Here is a 20673-nt window from a genome sequence, read left to right as displayed (position 1 = left end):
TTTATCCTCTCCCCTTTTGAAAATTCATTAATGCATGAAAAGCCAGTTCATACCCTTTAAAGCCCAGACCAACTATTTGGCCCATTGCAGCAGGTGCAATGACAGAAGTATGCCTGAATTCTTCCCTGGCATGAACATTTGAAATATGTACTTCGATCAAAGGAACCTGGATTCCTGCAACAGCATCCCTGATCGCATAACTATAATGGGTAAATGCGCCGGGATTGAAAATAATACCCTGTGTGCCATCTTCATTGGCGAGGTGAAGCTTGTCAATGAGTTCCCCTTCATGATTTGACTGAAAACAGGTCACTTCTGTCTCAAATGAAGCACCCAATGCTTTCATATTTTGCTCCAGCTGATCAAGCGTTTCTTTTCCATAAACACCTGGTTCCCTTTTGCCGAGCAGGTTTAAATTCGGCCCATTTAACAGGAGTATTTTCCCCATGTTCAACCCCCTTTTACATAGTTGCTGACGGGCCTCTCTTTCTATTCAAGTCTTCTCCTGACAGCATCGAAAAAGAATGCCCATTAAGAACATTCTATCATAAAGCAAAATTTCATACAGTTCTGATGTATAGCGCTTTTCGCAAAATTCTTCATTACTTACCAGCAATAATGCACAAAGATTTAACATTCGTCATTATGCTTTGTTCATCGAGTTAAATCCGGATCTGTCCGGGCCTTTTTTTCATCTTCAGTCTTGCCTCGGATTTCTTGAGCTTCATAAGAAATGGAATACCCTACGAAAACGCCAAATAATATATAGAAACAGATCGATGTTACAATTGTATTCCGCTCAAGATCCCAAAACGGGCTGATTCCAGGGAAGATTGGATTGAGTACAAAAAATACCAGTAAAAAAAGGGCAACTCCATAGCCAGCCCCCACGAAAATACTTTGAAATTTCCGCAGCGCTGCATAATAAATTAAGGCCGCCACAATCGATATTGCCCCAATAAGGAGAATTGAGATCAGAGTTCCCAGCCAGCCCTCTTTCCAGGCCCCAATCGTCCAGGGTTCGAGAATGACATTAGGGCGAATTTCGGTAAAATTAAACACGTATGCCAGATAGGCCAGGCCGCTCCAAAGAATGCCTCCAACCAGTCCGGTAATGACCACCATTGCCATAAAAGACATTGGTTTTTCCCTTTGATCCTGTTCCAAGCGCTCCTTTTCTTCTGCCACTTTGCGCCACCTCCTTTTCCTATTATGTCCACACGCATTTATTCCATTGCATCAGATTTAAAATAAATGCAGATTGGATTAACCCTCCGGCAAAGATCGTTCATATTTTTTATATATTTTCCTGTTGTATAGAGGTTTTATGAGATTTTAGGTCGAATAAAATAATTAATGATACAGTCCTTTGATTTTGTGCTTATTTGAAGTAATGTGTGTTCCGGGACTGGTGTGCACAGCATAAATTTAAGTATAAGCAACATGCGGGATACTCTTTGATAAACATGCAGCTATTCCTGAAACTAGTTAAAAGTTAATATTCCGCTGTTTAAATTGTAAAGAAATAGGAAAAGAAAAATATGAAGACAACTTTCATTAATTATTTCGATAAACTTTAGCTTATATAGTTTAAAAGCTTATAAAATTGCTCATCATGCTTTTAGGGAGGTGGCTTTCTTGAAAAAACCATTTACATTTTATATTGTCTCCGGGCTCATTATGCTAGCTGTCATCGGAGTTGCCGTCAGCCTGATCTCAAATCCTGCCGGTTTTTTGCAGAGAATAGCTGTCATTGTCATCATTGGTGCTGTGGTATACTTTCTTTTTCAGCGCTTTAACAGATCTAGTCCCTCAAAGCGGGAGCAGCGAGCTTTTATAAAGGCAGCCAAAAAATCAAAAAGGCGCTTTAACAATAAAGAAACAGGCTCAGCCAATGGAAGAAAGGCTTCCGTAGGTTCCCTTACTTCAATTAAAAAGTCTAAGAAAAAATCTTCTCCACACTTGACAGTCATAGAAGGCAAAAAAGGCAAAAAGAAAAATCGAGCCTCCCTTTAATTTGGGCTCGATTTTTTACTTTTATATGATAAGTTCTGAATTCTGGGGGGACCTTCCAGATTAAGCTCATGGCTTTTCTGCTTAATAGCTCCATGATGAAAAAAATTGCTCCGCACATTGCCTGCCGTGCTCCAGAAGATCTTTTTTCTTCTGCTCAGTTATATTAAATTCCGCAGTCAGAACGCCATCCGTTGGAATGAAAATAATGTTTTGTGCATGTTTTCTGGAGATGTATCTGGCATCATGTGCATCCTTCATCGTTTCAAAAAGCGCAGCATACATTTGGATGGCGTTGTCAATTTTATTCGGCGGCCGTTCGCTTAAATTATGGCTTAACTTTATCCCCAGGACAGGCCGGGTCTTCTTCACGTTTTCCTTATCAAAAAGCCACATAGGAAAATTGCTTAGCACCCCTCCATCCACAATGACACTGGAGCTGCTGTATGCGTTCAGCTTGACCGGCTCAAAAAAATACGGGAGACTGCAGCTCATCCTGATCGCCTTTGCAACCGAAAACGAAGCGGGATCAATCCCATAATTTACAAGATCATCGGGCAGTACTACCAGTCTTCCGTTTGTCAGGTCAGACGCTATGACTCTCAGCGATTGCGGAGGAAGGTCTGAAAAGGTTCTAATCCCCCTGTCAGCCAGCTTTTGAGCCATCCAGGTTTCCAGCTCGGATCCTTTATATAATCCCAGCCGCCAATAAAGGTTAAGCCATTTGCCGACAGCGAAGGGAATAAAGGTTTTTCTTTCATCAAGAAGCTTTTTTACATCAAACTCATCGACGAGCTGATATATTTCATCACTTGTATAATTGGCAGAAATTAAAGCAGCAACGATCGAACCTGCACTTGTTCCCGCAACCCGCTTAAATCGAAAACCTCTTTTGTAAACTTCCTCATATGCACCGATTAACGCAAATCCCTTGATGCCTCCTCCTGAAAAAACCCCATCTATATACATGTAAGCCACTCCTGTCGATGTACTTGCCCATAGAGGAACTCTTACTTATACATCTTTAATCAGGAGCTTTTTAAAATAGTACGGCTGACAAGCCAAAAACTCAGGTTTAGGTAAAATATTGCACTTCTGCTTCTGGAAAATAAGAGTGAATATACCCCCTAATCGTATTTTCAAGATCCTTTGCTTCATCAGTCGGATAAACATACTTGCCTATTCCATATCTTCCCCACTTATATTTACGTTTTTCTTCATCCATTTCCAGCTTTGTTTTCGGGTAGCGTTTTTCAATTACCTTTTTGGCTGGCTTTGTAAATCTGTGCTGGATTAACTCGAAAGTTAATCCTTCCAGATTGATGCCTTCGAGCGATTTGCTTAACCTTTGAAAAAGTTCATGATAGCCTTCACGCCAATCATCATGCATGTAAATTGGCGCCACGATAAAGCCAAGCGGGTAGCCTGCATTAGCTACTTTACGGGCGGCTTCAAGCCGATCGTCGAAAGAGGAAGTGCCCGGCTCAAAGTTTTTTATTACAAACCGCGAATTAACACTAAATCGAAAACGGGTTTTCCCATTATGTTTAGCATCAAGCAGATGGTCGACATGATGATACTTGGTGACAAACCGGAGCTGGCCATACTCCGTCTGGCCAATAAATTCAATTGTTTTTTTCAGGGAATGGGTTAAATGATCAATCCCTACGATATCGGAAGTACATGCAGCTTCAAATCGCGTAAGCTCCGGCTTTCTTTCTTCCATATATTTAGAGGCCTGCTCAAAGATTTCTTCAAGGTTTACATACGTGCGAATATATGGCTTGCTTCCAAGTGTAGTTTGCAGATAGCAATAATGACAGTGGCCCATGCAGCCTGTAGCAAGGGGAATGGCGTATTCTGCCGAAGGCTTGGATGTATCAAATTTCAGAGTCCGTCTGATCCCTACCACCAAAGTGGATTTCGCATTGCGGTATTTCTGCAATTCGTTATCACCGGGAATATTTCTCACCTGGTTATGTGATGTTGTTTCTCTAATTTCTAAGTTCATTTTTTTAAATTTTTCCTTTAGCTCTCTTCCCAGGGGATATTCAAGAGCTTGAGGTTCTATATAAACTAACTGTGGGATAAATGGCTTCATAGGCATACCTCACTTAATCAATTTGTCCTGCCAGCGAAAAATATCCGCTGAACCCTATGACTGTAGTATGAACCAAATGATCCAACAGCAAAAAAAGAAGATGGAACAATTATTTCCATCTTCTTTGGTCTATTAAATTATTTTTATAAGCCGCATTTCAGCTGTGCATTACAGTTAGTGCAAGTATTGCAGCCGCCGATTTCTTTGACTTTTCCTTTACGGCATACTGGGCATGTATTGCCGACTTCCGAACCGATTGTTACATCGGTTGAACGCAGGTCGCTGATTGTATCAACCAGAACTACATGCTGCTTTGATTTTTCTTTTTTGACTGTATCTGTACCTTCAAAGCTGTTCTCTTCAGCTTTCAGCGTCAATACTTGAGAATCGCGTGATCCGTCTACATAGACTGTGCCGCCCTTTGCACCGCCGCGGTATAAGCGTTCATATACTTTCTCAACCTGTTCAACACTGTAGCCCTTCGGTGCGTTTACTGTTTTACTGATCGAACTGTCGATCCAGCGCTGAATCACACATTGAACATCTGCGTGCGCTTTTGGAGCCAGATCCATTGCTGCCACAAACCATTCAGGCAGATTATTAGGATCTGCATCCGGATTGCGATCCAAATATTCCTGAACAATATCTGCCTTCACTTCAATGAACTTGCCTAAGCGGCCGCTTCTGAAGTATGAGAAGGAAAAATATGGTTCAAGACCTGTTGATACTCCAACCATGGTGCCTGTGGATCCAGTAGGAGCAACAGTCAGCAGATGTGAATTGCGGATTCCGCTTTCTAAGATGGATTCACGGATATCCTCTGGCATTTTCTGCATGAAGCCTGTTTCTGTAAAAGCTTTGCGAAGACGATTCGTTTCTTCAGGATTTTCACCTGTTAAGAACGGGAAGCTTCCTTTTTCCTTTGCAAGCTCTACAGAAGCTTTGTAAGCTGTCGCTGCAATGGTTTCGAAGACTTTATCAATCAGCACATTGCCTTCTTCAGAACCATATTCTGTTTCGCAATAGATCAGCAGATCATGAAGCCCCATAACGCCAAGACCTACACGGCGCTCGCCTAATGCCTGCTTTTTGTTTTCTTCAAGGAAGTATGGTGTAGCATCTATTACGTTGTCCTGCATACGTACTCCTACTTCAACAGTACGCTTCAGCTTTTCAAAGTTAACGGTCTTATTTTCCTTATCTGCCATTTCTGCAAGGTTCACTGCTGCAAGGTTGCAGACAGAATATGGTGCGAGTGGCTGTTCGCCACATGGATTTGTTGCTACAACCCTTTGTCCGTAAGCCTGTGCATTGGTCATGTCGTTGGCATTATCAATAAAGAAAATACCTGGCTCTGCTGAGTAGGTTGCACAGATATTAATCAGGTTCCAAAGTTCTTTCGCCTTGATTTTGCGGTGAACACGGACTTTATAGCCAAGTTTTCCCCATTCTCTGACATCACCGACTTTATGCCATTCTTCGTTGTAGGTTTTCATGGTATCAGCATCATATGATTCAACATCTGGGAAGCGAAGCTCGTATTCTGCATCATTTTCAACTGCATCCATAAATTCTTTTGTCAGGCAGACTGAAATGTTTGCACCAGTAAGGAATTCAGAATTATGAACACTGTAAGTACCGCCAGTCTCCAGTTTTTCTTCAGCATCCTTTATGATTTTATCGCTGAACCCGCCATAGCCAGGAATGCTCTTGTAATTAATAATACCCTGGTACATGGCAATTTCCTGTTCAGTAAATGGAGTGAATTTTAATTTTTCTTTAGCATATTTTTTTATTGTTTCATCATTTGTATTTTCAAGAAGGAATCGCAGGATTCTTGGGTTTTGCATTTTCGAGATGATGAATTCGATAATGTCCGGATGCCAGTCCGCCAGCATAATCATCTGAGCACCTCTGCGGGAACCGCCCTGTTCCACAAGGTGTGTAAGCTTCGCAATATCATCAAGCCAGGATACGGAACCCGAAGACTTGCCGTTTACTCCTTTAGCAAGTGTGTTGCGCGGTCTTAGGGTTGAGCCATTTGTTCCAACTCCTCCGCCTCGGCTCATGATTTCCATTACCTGCTTGCGGTGTTCGGAAATTCCTTCACGGGAGTCCTGTACGAATGGCATTACGTAGCAGTTGAAATAAGTAACATCTGTGTCGGCACCCGCTCCATACAATACGCGGCCAGCCGGTATGAAATTCAAATTTTTCAATTCCTGATAGAATTTTTCAAACCATTCTTTTTTCTTTTCTTCGATTTTCTCAACAGATGCCAGGCCTGTTGCGTTACGCTTGGCGATTTGCTCATAGAAAATTTCAAGGGGCTTCTCGATTACATCAAGAGGCTTTGTAATAATGCCTGTTCTCGATTCTTCCGGATCATCCAGCACTCCTCTGTAATCTTCCTCTACTAAAACTTTGGCTGTCTTGTTTTCCCAATCGATATCCTGGATAAAGCCCAGGCCCCGTGCAGGAAATTTCGGATCCTCTTTGATGGTGAGGACAACGAAGTCACCATTTGTGAGTGTTACTTTTTCGGTGTCTTTGAAAGTGTAGCGATCAAGCATAACTAAGCGGGAAACACCTTTGTGGGTCATTTTCATATCTGGGGTTACAGGATGAACCTGAGGAAAAAGACGGATGTCCTTATTTAAACGATCGATGTTCAATTTCATTTTTTGTCCTAGAGCAACAGACATTGTTACAACTCCTTCTAAATTCAATTATCAATTAATGTGTAAGCATTTGGGCAGATAGAGTAAATCTATCTGTTTTAAAAGAGTACCCTAAAGTTACCATACCTCAAACCACAAAATCAATATATAGTGTCTTAAATATTTTCGACACCACTACATATTGTGTCAGATTCAGCTAAATATGATTTTGTCAAACTTAAAATATACTAGAATTTAAAGAAAAACAGAGTTAATAGCCGATTTCCGACAATTAACGATAAATTTTAACATATTTTGAAGCTTGCACTTTTACATGGCAGCAATTGGAAAATTATTCATTAAAAAAAGAGAAAAAGCGACTCAGCCGCTTTTATCTCTTATAGTTCCAGTCATCACTTTCATATCGCTCTTTTGCGATTTTTTGTACATATGCCATTTCTTCATCTGTAAGCTTGTAAGGTTCAAGTTCAATATTCATGCCTTCTTCAAATCCCTTTTTGAAAGCTGTTTTTGCTTGATCCAGGGTAATTTTTTCGGTTGTCAGCTCATTTATGGCAACAGCTTTATTTTTGAAAGCTTTTTGCATTCTCTCTTTGACTCTGTCATTCGGATACTTGAACAAGCTGAACAGCTTGTCTTCATCCAAATCAAGCAAAATGGAACCATGCTGAAGGATGACACCTTTTTGCCTTGTTTGTGCACTCCCCGCCACTTTACGGCCTTCTACAACAAGTTCATACCAGCTGGGGGCATCAAAACAAACAGCAGATCTTGGATTTTTCAGGGAGTCCCTTTCTTCAGCTGTCTTTGGCACTGCGAAATAAGCTTCCATCCCAAGTCCGTGAAAACCTTTTAAAATCCCTTCAGAAATGACTCTGTACGCTTCTGTAACTGTATTCGGCATTTCGGGATGGGCTTCAGGAACGATCACACTGTAAGTGAGTTCATGTTCATGAAGCACTCCTCTTCCGCCTGTAGGCCTGCGGACAAATCCCAATCCATGCTGCTTTACAGCTTCCATATCTATTTCTTTTTCAACCTTTTGGAAATAACCGATTGAAAGAGTGGCCGGATTCCAGCCGTAAAAACGGATTACTGGCGGCATTTTGCCCTCACTGTTCCAGTCAAGCAATGCTTCATCCAAAGCCATATTAAAAGAAGGTGACCCCTCTCCTGAATCGATAAATCGCCAAACTTCTTTAGTCATATGTAGCCCTCATTTTCAGATTCTTTAACTAGTCATTTGCGGTTAATAGTCTACCAAAATTCCAGTGAAATTTAAAGCAAGATGAATTTCCATAACAAATTTAACAGATTTCCTTTACTCCTATTAGGAAAGGCTTATATAATATTAGTTGGCTTACCTATGTGTGAAAGGAGAAAGACATATTGGAAACACTTTATTTCATTCTAATCATTTTGGGTGCAATCATTACCTATTCCGTAATAACCTGGTTTTATCAGCGCCGAATTGTTAAAACGCTTACGGAAGACCAGTTTAGGGAAGGCTACAGAAAAGCCCAATTAATTGATGTACGTGAACCAAATGAATTTGAAAACGGCCATATTTTAGGTGCCCGCAATATACCGCTTTCACAAATGAAAATGCGCATGAAAGAATTGCGTCCGGACAAGCCAGTCTACTTATATTGCCAAAGCGGCATGAGAAGTGCAAGAGCTGCCCAGTTTTTGCATCGTAAAGGCTACAAAGACCTTTCACACCTGCAGGGCGGATTTAAAAAATGGACAGGAAAAGTGAAAGCGAAAAAATAATAGCAATATTTGAAAAGACCCCGTTTACTTAACGGGGTCTCTTGATTGAGAAAGCCCCTCTGCCGGTTTAATTATAAGCCAATCCTCAAATCCGCTGTTCTTTTCCTCATTTTCCTTGATTCTTTCCCTTGTTTTCGATTCTTTTCCCCGGAATCGCTGCATTAATCCCAAACTTCCCTATTCCCTTACCAGAGTTCACAATTAGTTTATTTGCCGAAAAAAAAGAGTGTCCTTTTTAGGACACCCTTTTTTTGCTTTTTATTGCTTTTGATAGCGAAGAACCGGCTTTCTTGCAGCCATTGTTTCATCCAGACGGCCAATTACTGTTGTGTGAGGTGCTTCCTGGACAATCTCAGGGTTTTCCTCAGCCTCTTTAGCAATTTGAATCATGGCGTCAACAAAAGCGTCCAGCGTTTCTTTTGATTCTGTTTCTGTTGGCTCAATCATAATGCACTCTTCCACGTTAAGCGGGAAGTAGATGGTCGGCGGATGGTAGCCAAAGTCAAGAAGGCGCTTGGCAATATCCAAAGTACGCACGCCAAGCTTCTTCTGGCGCTTTCCGCTTAAAACGAATTCGTGCTTGCAATGTCTGTCAAATGGCAGGTCAAAGAATGGCTCAAGCCTTCTCATCATATAGTTTGCGTTTAGTACCGCATTTTCCGTAACAGCCTTAAGTCCATCCGGCCCCATAGTACGGATATAAGTATAAGCCCGGACATTGATTCCGAAGTTACCGTAATATGGCTTTACGCGGCCAATTGATTGCGGGCGGTCATAATCAAATTCATATTGGTCACCTTTCTTAACCAAAACTGGCTTCGGAAGGAAAGGAATCAGATCCGCTTTTACGCCGACTGGGCCTGATCCTGGTCCGCCGCCGCCATGCGGTCCTGTAAAGGTTTTATGAAGATTAAGGTGAACAACGTCAAATCCCATATCTCCAGGGCGTGCCTTTGAAAGTACAGCATTCAGGTTAGCTCCATCATAGTATAGCTTCCCGCCGGCGCTATGAACAATCTCAGCCATTTCAAGAATGTTTTCTTCAAACAAACCTAAAGTATTCGGGTTAGTCAGCATAAGGGCAGCAGTGTCCTCGCCAACCACTCTTCTTAAGTCCTCTAAATCCACCAATCCATTTTCATCCGATTTAACAGTTACTGTTTCAAAGCCTGCGACTGTCGCGGATGCAGGATTTGTTCCGTGGGCAGAGTCAGGAACGACTACTTTAGTACGCTTTGTATCTCCATTCGCTTCATGATAAGCACGGATCATCATTAATCCAGTCCATTCTCCATGTGCTCCTGCAGCTGGCTGAAGCGTCACTTCATCCATTCCAGTAATTTCAATCAGATGCTCCTGAAGATCATACATCAGTTCCAGGGCACCTTGAACAGAGCTTTCATCCTGCAGCGGGTGCACGTGGGCAAAACCATTGAAGCGCGCTACATTCTCATTGATTTTAGGGTTGTATTTCATTGTGCAGGACCCCAGTGGATAAAACCCTGAATCAACACCATGATTGCGTTTAGAAAGTGCAGTATAATGACGCATGATATCAAGTTCAGACACTTCCGGCAGCTCTGGCTCTTCCTCTCTCAGGTAGCCTTCAGGAAGAAGCTCGCTTAAGGCAATTTCCGGAATATCCATTTCAGGCAGGCTGTAGCCGATACGGCCTTCTGTGCTTAATTCAAAGATGAGTGGCTGATCTTCCTTATGCATGGTAATCCCCCATTTCTTTAACGAATGCATCGATTTCTTCCTTCGTTCTCAATTCCGTTACAGCAACAAGCATATGATTTTTCAGGTCAGCATAATCTCTGCCCAAATCGTAGCCGCCAATAATGTCCTTTTCAAGAAGCTTTTGATTTACTTCTTTAACAGGCTTATTCAGCTTGATGACAAATTCATTAAATGAAGGGCCTTCGAATGGAACTTCAAAGCCGGCAGACTTGAGTTGCTGTTTTGCATAATGGGCTTTTTGCATGTTGGCAGCTGCCATATCCTTTACGCCCTTCTTGCCAAGAGCAGTCATCGCTACAGATGCCGCTAGTGCGTTTAGAGCCTGATTGGAACAAATATTGGAAGTTGCCTTATCGCGGCGGATATGCTGTTCACGTGCCTGAAGAGTAAGCACAAAGCCGCGGCGCCCCTGATCGTCTACCGTTTGTCCGACAAGACGTCCCGGGACTTTTCTCATCAGCTTGGATGTTACGGCAAAATATCCGCAATGCGGGCCTCCGAAAGCTGTAGGAATTCCGAATACCTGGGCATCTCCTGCTACAATGTCTGCTCCGAATTTACCTGGAGGTGTCAGTGCGCCAAGAGCAAGCGGGTTGCTTGAAACAACAAACATGGATTTATGGGCATGAATAATTTCCTCAAGCTCTTTTAAAGGCTCGACTCTGCCAAAAAAGTTAGGATACTGTACAATGACAGCTGCGATGTCATCGCCAATCATTTCATTTAGGGCTTCAAGATCTGTGATGCCGTCTTTATGAGGGATTTCAATCACTTCAATATACTGGCCCTTTGCGTATGTCTTGACTACTTCTTTAGATTCAGGATGAACTGCGCTTGAGATAAGTATCTTCTTGCGGCGTGTGCTGCCTGCGCTTAGCATGGCTGCTTCGGCAAGTGCTGTTCCGCCATCATACATGGATGAGTTGGCAACATCCATTCCTGTTAACTCACAGATCATTGTCTGGAATTCAAAGATTGCCTGGAGCTCACCCTGGGAAATTTCCGGCTGGTAAGGAGTATAGGCAGTATAAAACTCTGAACGGGATAAAACATGATCCACAATGATTGGCATGTAATGATCATAAACACCCGCACCAAGGAAAGATGTATTTGTACGAAGATCAGCATTTTTCTGAGCCATTTTAGTAAGCTCTTTCAGTAAGGCTGTCTCTGATTTTGCCGGCTTGATTTTATATTCGCCCTTAAATCTTACGCTTTCGGGAATATCACTGAATAGTTCTTCCACAGAACTGACGCCGATTTTTTCAAGCATTGCTTTCTGGTCAGACTCTGTCATCGGTAAATAGCGATGTTTCATCATTTTCTCCCCCCGGTTAGTTCTTTTCTTTTTTATAAAAAGGTGTTGCTGCAATCTTAGCCTTCAGACGTTTGCCGCGGATTTCCACTTCTAGTTCAGTTCCCGGCTCCGCATGCTCTTTCTTGATAAGAACAAGGCCAATGTTCTTTTTTAATGTCGGCGATTGAGTGCCTGTTGTCACTTCCCCGATCAGTTCTTCCCCTTTATATACAGGATAGCCATGGCGCGGAATGCCGCGGTCAATCATTTCAATACCAGCCAGCTTGCGCGGAACCCCATTTTCTTTTTGATTCTTAAGTACTTCTTTGCCGATAAAATCAGCTTCTTTATTGACTTTTACAGCAAAGCCGATTCCTGCCTCAAGCGGTGTGATGTCAGGTGAGAGCTCCTGGCCATAGAGTGCCAGGTTGGCTTCAAAGCGAAGGGTATCCCTTGCGCCAAGTCCGCATGGGAGCACGCCTTCTTCTTTGCCTGCTTCAAGGATTTCATTCCATAATGCGGCTGCATCCTTGGCATCACAGTAAACTTCAAATCCGTCTTCTCCTGTATATCCTGTTCTGGAGACGAGCGCTTTTTTGCCATTCAGATCGACATCCTGCTGGAATTTGAAAAATCCGATATCCGACAGGTTCGTGCCAGCAATCTTTTGGAGCACTTTTTCTGCAAGCGGCCCCTGAATCGCCAGCTGTGCCATATCTTCAGAAAGGTTTTTCAATTCCACATTCCCTTCAGCATGGTCCTGAAGCCAGTTGAAGTCCTTTTCAATATTGGAAGCATTTACAACCAGCAAATAGTGGTCATCCTCTATTTTATAGACAAGTAAATCATCAACAGTTCCGCCATTCTCATAACACATGGCTGTATATTGAGCACCTGAGTTCTTTAATTTGGAAATATCGTTTGTCATCATTTTTTGAAGGTATTTAAGGCTGTCCGTCCCCTTCACTTCGATTTCACCCATATGGGATACATCAAAAAGGCCGGCTTTTGTACGGACTGCTTCATGTTCTTCTTTAATGCTTGAAAATTGAACAGGAAGGTCCCAGCCTCCGAAGTCGATGGTTTTTGCTCCATAATCTTTGTACACCTCGAATAAAGGCGTGCGTTTTAACTGTGACATTTACTCGTCCCCCTTAAATCTTTTGAAGTTTGTTGTAGGAACATAAAAAAGGACAGAGTATCCCCTCAATTATGAGAAGATCTCTGTCCTTGCACCTGAAAGTTTACCGAAACCGGCTTTCCCCTTGGGTGGCTTATTTAAAAGCACTCTCCAGAGCTGCGTCAAACAAGAGTTCTTTTGCCTGAGAGATTCACAGATTTTGCTTGCTCCTTCGGCGCTACAAAGTAGTCTCTCCCCTTGTTGTCATTCGCATTTATAAAATTTTCCAAGTTGGTCATACTTATACCAAACAGAAAAAATAAAGAATCCATTATTTCGGTTAACTAAATGTAATGTGTTAACTTTCAAAACTTTCAAAGCTATTAACATCGTACCACCTTAACAAGGTTTGGGCAATATCTTTATATAGATAAAAGGAGCTGTTTTTATGACAGTGCAAATTGGCTTTGATTCTGCCTGGCAGGATGAATTCTTAAAAAGAATTGATGACGACGGCCCATGGGGAAACTGGGAGCTTTATAAACTGGCTGTAGAGGTTGAAAACCACACGACTATTCCTGATTTCGAAGGCCTGCAGGCTCCAAAGCATCTGCCGAACCTTACTCCCCTTCCCCATCAGCTGGAAGTAGCCAAGCAGGTTGTAGAAAGCATGAACGGCAAAGCGATCCTTGCTGATGAAGTCGGTCTCGGCAAAACGATAGAAGCTGGTCTGATATTAAAGGAATATATGATCAGAGGACTCGTAAAAAAAGTCCTTATACTCGTTCCTGCTTCCCTCGTTTCACAGTGGGCCATGGAGCTGAACAGCAAATTTTTCATTCCTGCTGTGGCACAGCGGAAAAGCTATGTATGGGAACAATGCGACGTTGTGGTATCATCCATCGATACAGCCAAACGCAATCCGCATCGGGACATTATCTACAGCCTGGATTATGATCTGATCATTATAGACGAAGCTCACAAGCTTAAAAATAATAAAACCAAAAACTATGAGTTTGTGCAAAACCTGAAAAAGAAGTTTTGCCTCCTTTTAACAGCAACACCCATTCAGAATCGCATCAGTGAGATATTCAATCTTGTGTCCTTGCTCAAACCCGGCCATCTGGGCAATGAATCAGCCTTTTATGAGAATTATAAAAAGGACTCGCGTTCTTTAAACGATGATGCACATCTAAAAGAACTCGTAAACAAAGTCATGATCCGCAACCGGAGGGCAGATACAGGAATCGAATGGACTAAAAGACATGTGGAAACAATACCGATTGAATTTTCACAGGCTGAGCGCGAGCTTTATGAAGCTGTAACAGAGCTGCGGGGTGAAGGTGACTGGGTCAGTTCCAGCCAATTTTCAGTGATGACCCTGCAAAGAGAGGCATGCAGCAGCAGGGAAGCTGTCTATTTTACCCTTCAGAATATGCTGAAAAGACAGGAACAGCCCTCAATAGCTTTTCAGGAACAAATACAATGCCTTATTAAAAAAGTTGAAGCTGTCCAGCAAAATTCCAAAGCTCAAAAGGCTCTGGAATTAATACAAACAATAAATGACAAGGTCATAATCTTTACTGAATACAGAGCAACACAAATGTATCTTCAGTGGTTTTTAAAACAATATGGAATTACATCTGTGCCGTTCAGGGGAGGATTTAAAAGAGGCAAAAAGGACTGGATGAGGGAGCTTTTCCAAAAGAATGCCCAGATCCTGATTGCAACAGAAGCAGGAGGGGAAGGGATAAACCTGCAATTCTGCAATCATATCATTAATTTCGATCTCCCCTGGAACCCAATGCGTCTCGAACAAAGGATTGGACGTATCCATCGTCTCGGCCAGGAAAAGGATGTCATGATTTATAATTTTGCCACGAAAGATACAGTCGAAGAACATGTAATGAAGCTTTTATATGAGAAAATACATCTTTTCGAAAAAGTCATTGGTGATTTGGATGATATTTTAACAAAACTTGAATTTGGCAGTATTGACGATCACCTTGTTGATATTTTCGGAAGATCAGCTTCAGAAGGTGAAATGCGAATCAAAATGGAGAACCTGACGAGCATGATTCAATTTGCTGAAGATATGAAAGAAGGTGGACTGAATGCAGCAACAGGAAATTCATAAATTCCTTGAAAGGTATTTTCACGCAAATGGATGCGAAATAATTGATAAAAGCCCGGGGTATATGATCGTACAGCTGACGATCGATTTGGATAAGGAATTAATGAATCGCCCCTTTTACTGGCATTATCTCGAAAAAACAGGCGGAGTCCCTAATCCTATGCAGCTTACACTTATTACAAACCAGCAGCTCGCCCCTGCGCATATTAAGGGGGAAGTCATTCATTTTGGCTCCCCAAGACTTCACCAGATCTTTCATTCAGCCCGAAACCTGGCAGGCTATATACGATTATATGAAAACCACCGGCAGGCACCTGGCATGCAGGTTCCATTAAGGCCATGGCTGGGAATGAACGTCCGCGTATCTTATCAATGCGACCGAAAAAGAGATGTCTTTAAATCCATCGGCCTCCAATTAATAAATGGACAAATGGTCGAAAGCTTTCATGACAGATTGCTTGGCATGAGCCTTACACCTAAGATTCCCGACTACTCTTTCACTCTATCTCCACTCATTATGCCGGGGAGCGGTGTATTCAGGGTAGCTAATTTCATAAAGTCCGAAATTGAACAAGAAGAACATTTATGGGCTGATGAAGCTCGTAACCGCTGGCAAAAAGATCTCAACCTTCTTGAACATTTTTATGAAGATGCAGAAGAAAAGGGCGAAAGCTATGAAAACGAAAAAGCAGCCCTTCAAGAGCAATATGAACCAAAAATTAATATCTCTATAATAAATGGGGGCCTCTTTTATCTGACAGACAGCGCAGTATGAAACCACACAAAAAACCGGCAGACATTGCCGGTTTTTTGCATGAAACTATTTATGTTTTTTTCTTCTCATGCCCAAATAGAAAAGATATGAAAACATTCCAAACCACCTGAATAAAAACGGCTCTTTCATGTCCTTTTTCTCTATTCTATACCGTTTTCGCTCATCTTTGGGCTGATCAATATATTTTACTACTGTCTGTGTAAGATACTTTACATAATCGTTGGATTTCATTTGTCATACCTGCCTTTTTCCGCACATATTGCAAAAACAGCTTGCTATTTATCATTTACAAGTATGTCCAACGAGTTTTCACCCTAAACAATCTATTATTTCTTGAATTATTTCTGCTTTTTCTTTATTAGTGGTATCAATGACCACATGGGCGGTTTCATTATAAAGCGGCATCCTTTTTTCATAAAGTTCCTGAATCAGCTTTTTTTTATCGCCTTTCAGCAGTGGTCTGGAATGATCATTTTCAATCCGTTTAAATATTTCTTCCGGCGATGCATAAAGGAAGAAAACGATTCCTTTTTCATTCAGCATTTTTCTGTTTTCAGGCTTAACCACAATTCCCCCGCCAGTAGTAACAATTCCCGCTCTATTATCAAATTCATTTAATATAAGCGTTTCAAGGTTTCTGAAGTATCCCTCTCCATGCTCTTCAAAAATATCATTAATATTTTTCTTCTCCCGCTTAACTATTTCTTCATCTGTATCGATTACTTCCTGATTTAAGCAGGATGCAAGCTCTTTTCCAATTGTTGTTTTGCCGGCACCCATGAATCCGATTAAGTAAATTGGCTTCATCTTTATCCCCACTCAGTGTTTTTCAATCCATTTTATCATTTTTTGCAGATCCGTGTCATAGTAAGCATATCCGGAAATTTCCTTATCAGAGCCAATTTTCGTTTTGAAAGTAATTTGAATTAAGCCTGTTGCCACTTGTGAAATTTCATATGAAACAGATCCATTTTTAAACGAATAAATTCCTGACTTTTCCGGGTTTATATTTTCTCTCAGCATTTTTTCAGTTTTTTTAAAGGAACACAGTAAGTAATACTCCTGCATCATGACGGTTTCCGCCTGATTCACTATCCTTTTCTCAGAAATAAATTGATCTAATTGAATCGTAAGGAGAAAGAGTGCAGCCAGAATGATTGCTAAAGTAAGCGGATAAGAAAATCCCTCCTGATTACGGTACATCAACATCCTCCATATTCATCAGGTAATAAAGAAAAGCGGAATGCTCCTGATCAAAATTATCCGATACATTTATTTCAACTCCGCCATTGAAGGAACTGAATGTAATACCATCTAGTTTTTGAAGGACAATTTCATGGCCCTTCATATCCACTCTCCTCCTCAAATTGGAACCATATTTTTCATAAATCACACTTTTCCCGTCTATCGCTAATGCAATTGAAACAGGTGATATATCTGCAGTATCAGCAAGCCTTATCTCTTTTTTCAGCTGATTAATAAATACATGCCACTCAAGTCTTTGTGTCCTGGCTTCCATTTTCCAGTCCTGAAAGAGGAAATTAAAGCTGATCGGCAAAAAGGAAACGATCAATAAAAATATTGAAAACGCAAACAGCATCTCCAGCATGGTAAATCCATTATTATTGAAATACTTCACACTTTTCTTTCGTTCTATCCCGTACATTTTCATATCTTATGCAAACCTCCATAAATCCTTGGTTTTCCTTAGGGAATATTTCATAGACTGTTTGATTTCTTTTTATAGTCCTCCCCTCAGGAAAACGCCCTTCCGAGGCGGACTGCTGAAGACTCTCATAAAGCAGCTGTGTGCTTTCGTAATCCTGTTTTACCTCTTCAGAATGCTCTATAGCTTTAATGATAAGAGGAAACACTATGCCCGCTGCAAGCAGCATCCCTGATAAAGAAAGCAGGAGTTCAGCCAAAAAGAAGCCTTCATTCCTTCTCCACATAAAATCTCCCTCTTCCGATTAAAAAGGTAATTTTGTATTGATCATTGTCTGCTTTGACATAGAAGGTACCGAATTTATTTGTAATGCCGCCTGGCCCATATTGAAAAAACAAAGGCATGGTCCCCTCCTTAATCTCAATGATTCCCGGATATTCTCTGCTAATGATAGGATCAGCTGCAAGCTTTACCTGAGCAAAATACCTGTTCTCCTCGGGAATAATCTGAATAGCTACATCTGTCTGATGTGTTATGGCATAGTTTTGGGCATAAAGCAGGTCAGACTTTAATTGGGAAAAGAACATTATCTTTTCAAGATAGAGGAATTGCGGTTTTAGAAGAACAGCTGTAATCGTGGCAATAATAAGGAAAATACTGAAAATGAATAGAGTTTCTATTAATGTAAAGCCTTCTTTGTTTTTTATCATGACCCTGCAGTTTCAACCTTCCCCTCTGCAGAAATCTTAATGGCATCTCCATTTGGACAAGTAGTGGTTTCGGCATTGAGATATTCAGCATCCACTAAATCCTGTATATCCGAAGGAAGCTCTTTATTGTCAATTTCATATGCCTGAACCTGGGCCTGCACCATTTTAACAAACGCATCGCATCCCTTGCTGTTTATTTTTGAATTGTGTTTCGTTACATTCGGAATGGTAATGATTAAAAGCACCGAAATCACCAATAAAACAATCATCATTTCAATGAGCGTGAACCCTTTGTCATTGTTGTTTACTATGCGCCATTTCATTAGAATCCCTCCAATAGATGAAACATAGGCAGCAGAACCGCCAAATACATTGAGACTATTAAAAACCCGATAAACATATATAAAATAGGCTGAATCATTTTTAGGAGTTTTTCTGTCTTTTCCTCCAATTTGTTTAGGCAGTGCCTGCTGAAAAAAGATAATTCCTGGTCCAGCCTGCCATTTTTTTGACCATGTCTGATAATATTGGCCAGTTCCCTTTCAAAAAAAGGATAACTCATGAGTATATTCTCAAGCTTATTCCCCTCTCGGAGTTTGATTTTCACGGCTTCACCCAGGGCACTGTAAAAAGGCTGCTTATCATTTTTCTCAAAAAGACTAAGTGCCTCATGTATGGATAGGCCGCCATTTAAAAGGTGACTGAGCTGTGCAGCAAAGAAATGGGTGTAGTAAAGGCGAAGAAAATGGCCTCCTGCAGGAACTTTTACCATGATCTTTTTTTGCTGGATAGGGGAAAGGTTTCTGAATCTAAAAAAATAGTATATAAGCAAAGGGACTAATCCGAAGAGTGCAATCAGAATGAATAATGGGAGAAGGTCCCCAAACAAATAAACGGCTTTTGTGAAGAAATTAGGCTGAAGTTGCATGGAAACGAATAAAGAAGAGAAACGGGGGAGCAGGACTTTATCAACGAAAACAAATAGCAATGCGGTAATGAACATCAGAAAAATAGGATAGGCCATCAATTTTTTCAATTTTTCGATGTCCCTGCCTTTTCTCAGCACCATTTCGCTTCCTTCAAGAAATGCAGAAGCAAGACCGCCATGCTGTTCAGCAAAAAATACATAGCCAATCAGATTTTTATTAAAGTTCATGTTTGCAAGGATTTGATAAAATGGAAATCCTGCTTTCAATTGAGAGTGGCACAGGCTGATTTCATGTTTTCGTTTTGGCGGCAGCTGATGCATCAGTGATTCCAGTGCCTCAGATAAGGGGTACCCTCTGGACAGCAGTTCTCCTGTATTCTTCAGAAACAAACCCTGTTCTTGAATGGTCCATTTATTTGTCTGCATTATCGTGCACCCACCTGCTGTACTCAGTTTCCTTTATATATCCAAGAGCAATCCCTTTAGTTATTACCTCTTTAAGTGTGCGATACTTAACAAGGCTGATTTCGCCTCTTGCCTTCTTTATGGAGGCATTAAGCGCTCTTCCTGCAAGAAGCTCAAACACACTTGCCCTTTTCCACCTGCCGTATCCATAGCAGAATGGAGAACAGTCCCCTTCACAAAAAGGGCAATTCAATTCGACAAGGCGCTGAGCAGTGACAGCCACTAGTGTCTGCTCAATTTCCAGCATATTCACCCCAAACTCAGCTAAACGATATACAGCCCCCTGAGCATCCCGAGTATGCATCGTGCTTAAGACAAGGTGTCCTGTAAGCGCTGCTCTAACTGCAATCTTCGCAGTTTCCGCATCCCGGATTTCACCCACCATAATGATATCGGGGTCATGGCGAAGTATTGCTTTCAAGCCTGCGGAATAAGAAACGCCCGCTTTCTCATTTACTTGAACTTGAAGAACCAAGTCATTCTCTTTTTCAATCGGATCTTCCAGGGTGATCACATTGCGATGGAACATATGGGAGGTTTCATTCAGCAGGGAATACAATGTTGTGGTTTTTCCGCTTCCGGTTGGGCCTGTGAAAATTATTAATCCATGAGCATGCTTCAGCAATGCAAGCATTTTTCTGGTCATGTCTGGAAAAAGGCTGATTCGAAAAAAAGGAATTTGTTCCTGCTGGGGCAGAATTCTGATAACGAGGCTTTCGCTGTGGCTTGATGGGAGGGTTGAAAAACGCAGTCCAATCATTTGTCCATCAACTTCAAGGGAATATGCACCGCTTTGCGGCCGTCTTTTTTCACCAATGTCCATTGAAGCGGTAAATTTAAAATGAGAAATCAGTCTGTCACACTCTTCTTTGGGAAGATAAAGCCTGGGGGTCAATTGGCTGCCGAATCTAAGCTGAATTAGAGTATCTTTTCTTCGGGGAATAATGTGGATGTCGGAAGCATGGCTCCTAACGGCGTCTTTAATAATTCGTTCTGCCATTCTTTCAATTATACTCAACTACTTATGCACCACCTTTATTAATTGTTATAGATAATAATTCGACTAATGCCGGGCATAACCTTCATATTCCGGCAAAACTTTTTGACGAATTTGTGAATAAATTAATTCTTTCTTTTCATAATAAAAGTGTACCAAATGAATTGATGGGCTATAGCCAAGCGGTAAGGCACCGGACTTTGACTCCGTCATGCGCAGGTTCGAATCCTGCTAGCCCAGTAATTATGGAAGGACACCAGGTGTTCCTTCCTT

At 41.5% G+C, this 20673-nt stretch carries 23 protein-coding genes, 1 tRNA gene and 1 riboswitch; of the genes, 5 read left to right on the top strand and 19 right to left on the bottom strand.

What is annotated here, in order from left to right; translation table 11 throughout:
• Position 1: 1 nt before the first annotated feature.
• Both aroQ and QUF73_24160 read right to left on the bottom strand, forming a co-directional pair.
• Entirely contained in the window at positions 2-448 is a 447-nt protein-coding gene (gene aroQ, locus QUF73_24165; GenBank protein MDM5229208.1) for a type II 3-dehydroquinate dehydratase, read from the bottom strand.
• Between the two features lie 206 nt (positions 449-654).
• Complete coding sequence (locus QUF73_24160) at positions 655-1188, bottom strand: YqhR family membrane protein (protein ID MDM5229207.1); 534 nt, start codon at positions 1186-1188, stop codon at positions 655-657.
• A gap of 450 nt (positions 1189-1638) precedes the next feature.
• Here QUF73_24160 and QUF73_24155 point away from each other — a divergent pair, with 450 nt between their 5' ends.
• Positions 1639-2016, top strand: coding sequence for an SA1362 family protein (locus QUF73_24155; GenBank protein ID MDM5229206.1), 378 nt, complete (start codon positions 1639-1641; stop codon positions 2014-2016).
• An 81-nt stretch (positions 2017-2097) separates the two neighbouring features.
• Here the strand turns inward: QUF73_24155 and QUF73_24150 are convergent, their stop codons facing one another.
• The 4 genes from QUF73_24150 to QUF73_24135 all read right to left on the bottom strand — a co-directional run bounded on the left by QUF73_24150 (position 2098) and on the right by QUF73_24135 (position 8002).
• Entirely contained in the window at positions 2098-2982 is an 885-nt protein-coding gene (locus tag QUF73_24150; protein ID MDM5229205.1) for a patatin-like phospholipase family protein, read from the bottom strand.
• A gap of 106 nt (positions 2983-3088) precedes the next feature.
• Positions 3089-4114 (bottom strand): spore photoproduct lyase, encoded by a 1026-nt coding sequence (splB, locus tag QUF73_24145; protein ID MDM5229204.1) that lies wholly within the window; start codon positions 4112-4114, stop codon positions 3089-3091.
• Positions 4115-4257: 143 nt separating this feature from the next.
• Positions 4258-6819 (bottom strand): vitamin B12-dependent ribonucleotide reductase, encoded by a 2562-nt coding sequence (locus tag QUF73_24140; protein ID MDM5229203.1) that lies wholly within the window; start codon positions 6817-6819, stop codon positions 4258-4260.
• 346 nt (positions 6820-7165) lie between these two features.
• On the bottom strand, positions 7166-8002 hold the full coding sequence (locus QUF73_24135; protein MDM5229202.1) for a biotin/lipoate A/B protein ligase family protein: 837 nt from the start codon (positions 8000-8002) through the stop codon (positions 7166-7168).
• Positions 8003-8184: 182 nt separating this feature from the next.
• On the opposite strand from QUF73_24135, the gene QUF73_24130 reads away from it, so the two are divergent.
• A complete protein-coding gene (locus tag QUF73_24130; GenBank protein ID MDM5229201.1) occupies positions 8185-8568 on the top strand; it encodes a rhodanese-like domain-containing protein in 384 nt (127 codons plus the stop codon).
• A gap of 24 nt (positions 8569-8592) precedes the next feature.
• Here the strand turns inward: QUF73_24130 and QUF73_24125 are convergent, their stop codons facing one another.
• From QUF73_24125 to gcvT, 4 genes are all read right to left on the bottom strand, one after another.
• The gene (locus tag QUF73_24125) at positions 8593-8730 is read right to left on the bottom strand and encodes a hypothetical protein (GenBank protein MDM5229200.1); all 138 of its coding nucleotides are present in this window, start codon (positions 8728-8730) and stop codon (positions 8593-8595) included.
• 96 nt (positions 8731-8826) lie between these two features.
• Positions 8827-10287, bottom strand: a complete 1461-nt coding sequence (gene gcvPB, locus QUF73_24120) for an aminomethyl-transferring glycine dehydrogenase subunit GcvPB (protein ID MDM5229199.1) — start codon at positions 10285-10287, stop codon at positions 8827-8829.
• Positions 10280-11626, bottom strand: a complete 1347-nt coding sequence (gcvPA, locus tag QUF73_24115; GenBank protein MDM5229198.1) for an aminomethyl-transferring glycine dehydrogenase subunit GcvPA — start codon at positions 11624-11626, stop codon at positions 10280-10282. Before gcvPA ends, gcvPB begins: the two co-directional genes overlap by 8 nt.
• Before the next feature lie 16 nt (positions 11627-11642).
• The gene (gene gcvT, locus QUF73_24110; protein MDM5229197.1) at positions 11643-12746 is read right to left on the bottom strand and encodes a glycine cleavage system aminomethyltransferase GcvT; all 1104 of its coding nucleotides are present in this window, start codon (positions 12744-12746) and stop codon (positions 11643-11645) included.
• Positions 12747-12905: 159 nt separating this feature from the next.
• Positions 12906-12993, bottom strand: a riboswitch (glycine riboswitch).
• Between the two features lie 180 nt (positions 12994-13173).
• Here gcvT and QUF73_24105 point away from each other — a divergent pair.
• Both QUF73_24105 and QUF73_24100 read left to right on the top strand, forming a co-directional pair.
• Positions 13174-14862 carry an SNF2-related protein gene (locus tag QUF73_24105; protein ID MDM5229196.1) on the top strand — a complete coding sequence of 563 codons (1689 nt, stop codon included), beginning with the start codon at positions 13174-13176 and terminating at the stop codon, positions 14860-14862.
• Positions 14840-15634, top strand: coding sequence for a YqhG family protein (locus tag QUF73_24100; protein ID MDM5229195.1), 795 nt, complete (start codon positions 14840-14842; stop codon positions 15632-15634). Before QUF73_24105 ends, QUF73_24100 begins: the two co-directional genes overlap by 23 nt.
• Positions 15635-15679: 45 nt before the next feature.
• Here the strand turns inward: QUF73_24100 and QUF73_24095 are convergent, their stop codons facing one another.
• From QUF73_24095 to comGA, 9 genes are all read right to left on the bottom strand, one after another.
• A complete protein-coding gene (locus QUF73_24095) occupies positions 15680-15865 on the bottom strand; it encodes a YqzE family protein (protein MDM5229194.1) in 186 nt (61 codons plus the stop codon).
• A gap of 78 nt (positions 15866-15943) precedes the next feature.
• Positions 15944-16441: a shikimate kinase gene (locus QUF73_24090; protein ID MDM5229193.1), complete on the bottom strand. Its 498-nt coding sequence runs from the start codon at positions 16439-16441 to the stop codon at positions 15944-15946.
• A 12-nt stretch (positions 16442-16453) separates the two neighbouring features.
• Positions 16454-16837, bottom strand: a complete 384-nt coding sequence (gene comGG, locus QUF73_24085; protein ID MDM5229192.1) for a competence type IV pilus minor pilin ComGG — start codon at positions 16835-16837, stop codon at positions 16454-16456.
• On the bottom strand, positions 16827-17306 hold the full coding sequence (gene comGF / locus QUF73_24080) for a competence type IV pilus minor pilin ComGF (protein MDM5229191.1): 480 nt from the start codon (positions 17304-17306) through the stop codon (positions 16827-16829). Before comGF ends, comGG begins: the two co-directional genes overlap by 11 nt.
• The gene (locus QUF73_24075; protein ID MDM5229190.1) at positions 17257-17586 is read right to left on the bottom strand and encodes a phosphatase; all 330 of its coding nucleotides are present in this window, start codon (positions 17584-17586) and stop codon (positions 17257-17259) included. Before QUF73_24075 ends, comGF begins: the two co-directional genes overlap by 50 nt.
• Positions 17570-18010 carry a competence type IV pilus minor pilin ComGD gene (gene comGD / locus QUF73_24070; protein ID MDM5229189.1) on the bottom strand — a complete coding sequence of 147 codons (441 nt, stop codon included), beginning with the start codon at positions 18008-18010 and terminating at the stop codon, positions 17570-17572. Before comGD ends, QUF73_24075 begins: the two co-directional genes overlap by 17 nt.
• Positions 18007-18333 (bottom strand): competence type IV pilus major pilin ComGC, encoded by a 327-nt coding sequence (gene comGC, locus QUF73_24065; GenBank protein ID MDM5229188.1) that lies wholly within the window; start codon positions 18331-18333, stop codon positions 18007-18009. Before comGC ends, comGD begins: the two co-directional genes overlap by 4 nt.
• Positions 18333-19364: a competence type IV pilus assembly protein ComGB gene (comGB, locus tag QUF73_24060; GenBank protein MDM5229187.1), complete on the bottom strand. Its 1032-nt coding sequence runs from the start codon at positions 19362-19364 to the stop codon at positions 18333-18335. The genes comGC and comGB overlap by 1 nt, the downstream gene beginning before the upstream one ends.
• The gene (comGA, locus tag QUF73_24055; protein MDM5229186.1) at positions 19351-20421 is read right to left on the bottom strand and encodes a competence type IV pilus ATPase ComGA; all 1071 of its coding nucleotides are present in this window, start codon (positions 20419-20421) and stop codon (positions 19351-19353) included. Before comGA ends, comGB begins: the two co-directional genes overlap by 14 nt.
• Before the next feature lie 147 nt (positions 20422-20568).
• Here comGA and QUF73_24050 point away from each other — a divergent pair.
• Positions 20569-20640, top strand: a tRNA-Gln gene (locus tag QUF73_24050).
• The last annotated feature ends 33 nt before the right edge of the window (positions 20641-20673 follow it).

It is taken from the genome of Cytobacillus sp. NJ13, assembly GCA_030348385.1.
Classification (GTDB): Bacteria; Bacillota; Bacilli; order Bacillales; family Cytobacillaceae; genus Cytobacillus.
The sequence above is the reverse complement of the archived record's forward strand: the minus strand, read 5'-3'. Positions and strand labels throughout refer to the sequence as shown.

Excerpts from the sequence above, each read along its gene's own strand:
- comGF (MDM5229191.1), bottom strand. The coding sequence starts at position 17,306 with ATGAAAATGTACGGGATAGAACGAAAGAAAAGTGTGAAGTATTTCAAT.
- QUF73_24125 (MDM5229200.1), bottom strand. The coding sequence starts at position 8,730 with ATGCAGCGATTCCGGGGAAAAGAATCGAAAACAAGGGAAAGAATCAAG.
- QUF73_24095 (MDM5229194.1), bottom strand. The coding sequence starts at position 15,865 with ATGAAATCCAACGATTATGTAAAGTATCTTACACAGACAGTAGTAAAA.
- QUF73_24150 (MDM5229205.1), bottom strand. The coding sequence starts at position 2,982 with ATGTATATAGATGGGGTTTTTTCAGGAGGAGGCATCAAGGGATTTGCG.
- aroQ (MDM5229208.1), bottom strand. The coding sequence starts at position 448 with ATGGGGAAAATACTCCTGTTAAATGGGCCGAATTTAAACCTGCTCGGC.
- QUF73_24075 (MDM5229190.1), bottom strand. The coding sequence starts at position 17,586 with ATGTGGAGAAGGAATGAAGGCTTCTTTTTGGCTGAACTCCTGCTTTCT.
- gcvPB (MDM5229199.1), bottom strand. The coding sequence starts at position 10,287 with ATGCATAAGGAAGATCAGCCACTCATCTTTGAATTAAGCACAGAAGGC.
- comGD (MDM5229189.1), bottom strand. The coding sequence starts at position 18,010 with ATGATAAAAAACAAAGAAGGCTTTACATTAATAGAAACTCTATTCATT.
- gcvT (MDM5229197.1), bottom strand. The coding sequence starts at position 12,746 with ATGTCACAGTTAAAACGCACGCCTTTATTCGAGGTGTACAAAGATTAT.
- splB (MDM5229204.1), bottom strand. The coding sequence starts at position 4,114 with ATGAAGCCATTTATCCCACAGTTAGTTTATATAGAACCTCAAGCTCTT.
- QUF73_24135 (MDM5229202.1), bottom strand. The coding sequence starts at position 8,002 with ATGACTAAAGAAGTTTGGCGATTTATCGATTCAGGAGAGGGGTCACCT.
- comGG (MDM5229192.1), bottom strand. The coding sequence starts at position 16,837 with ATGTACCGTAATCAGGAGGGATTTTCTTATCCGCTTACTTTAGCAATC.
- QUF73_24100 (MDM5229195.1), top strand. The coding sequence starts at position 14,840 with ATGCAGCAACAGGAAATTCATAAATTCCTTGAAAGGTATTTTCACGCA.
- comGB (MDM5229187.1), bottom strand. The coding sequence starts at position 19,364 with ATGCAGACAAATAAATGGACCATTCAAGAACAGGGTTTGTTTCTGAAG.
- QUF73_24140 (MDM5229203.1), bottom strand. The coding sequence starts at position 6,819 with ATGTCTGTTGCTCTAGGACAAAAAATGAAATTGAACATCGATCGTTTA.
- comGC (MDM5229188.1), bottom strand. The coding sequence starts at position 18,333 with ATGAAATGGCGCATAGTAAACAACAATGACAAAGGGTTCACGCTCATT.
- gcvPA (MDM5229198.1), bottom strand. The coding sequence starts at position 11,626 with ATGAAACATCGCTATTTACCGATGACAGAGTCTGACCAGAAAGCAATG.
- QUF73_24090 (MDM5229193.1), bottom strand. The coding sequence starts at position 16,441 with ATGAAGCCAATTTACTTAATCGGATTCATGGGTGCCGGCAAAACAACA.
- QUF73_24105 (MDM5229196.1), top strand. The coding sequence starts at position 13,174 with ATGACAGTGCAAATTGGCTTTGATTCTGCCTGGCAGGATGAATTCTTA.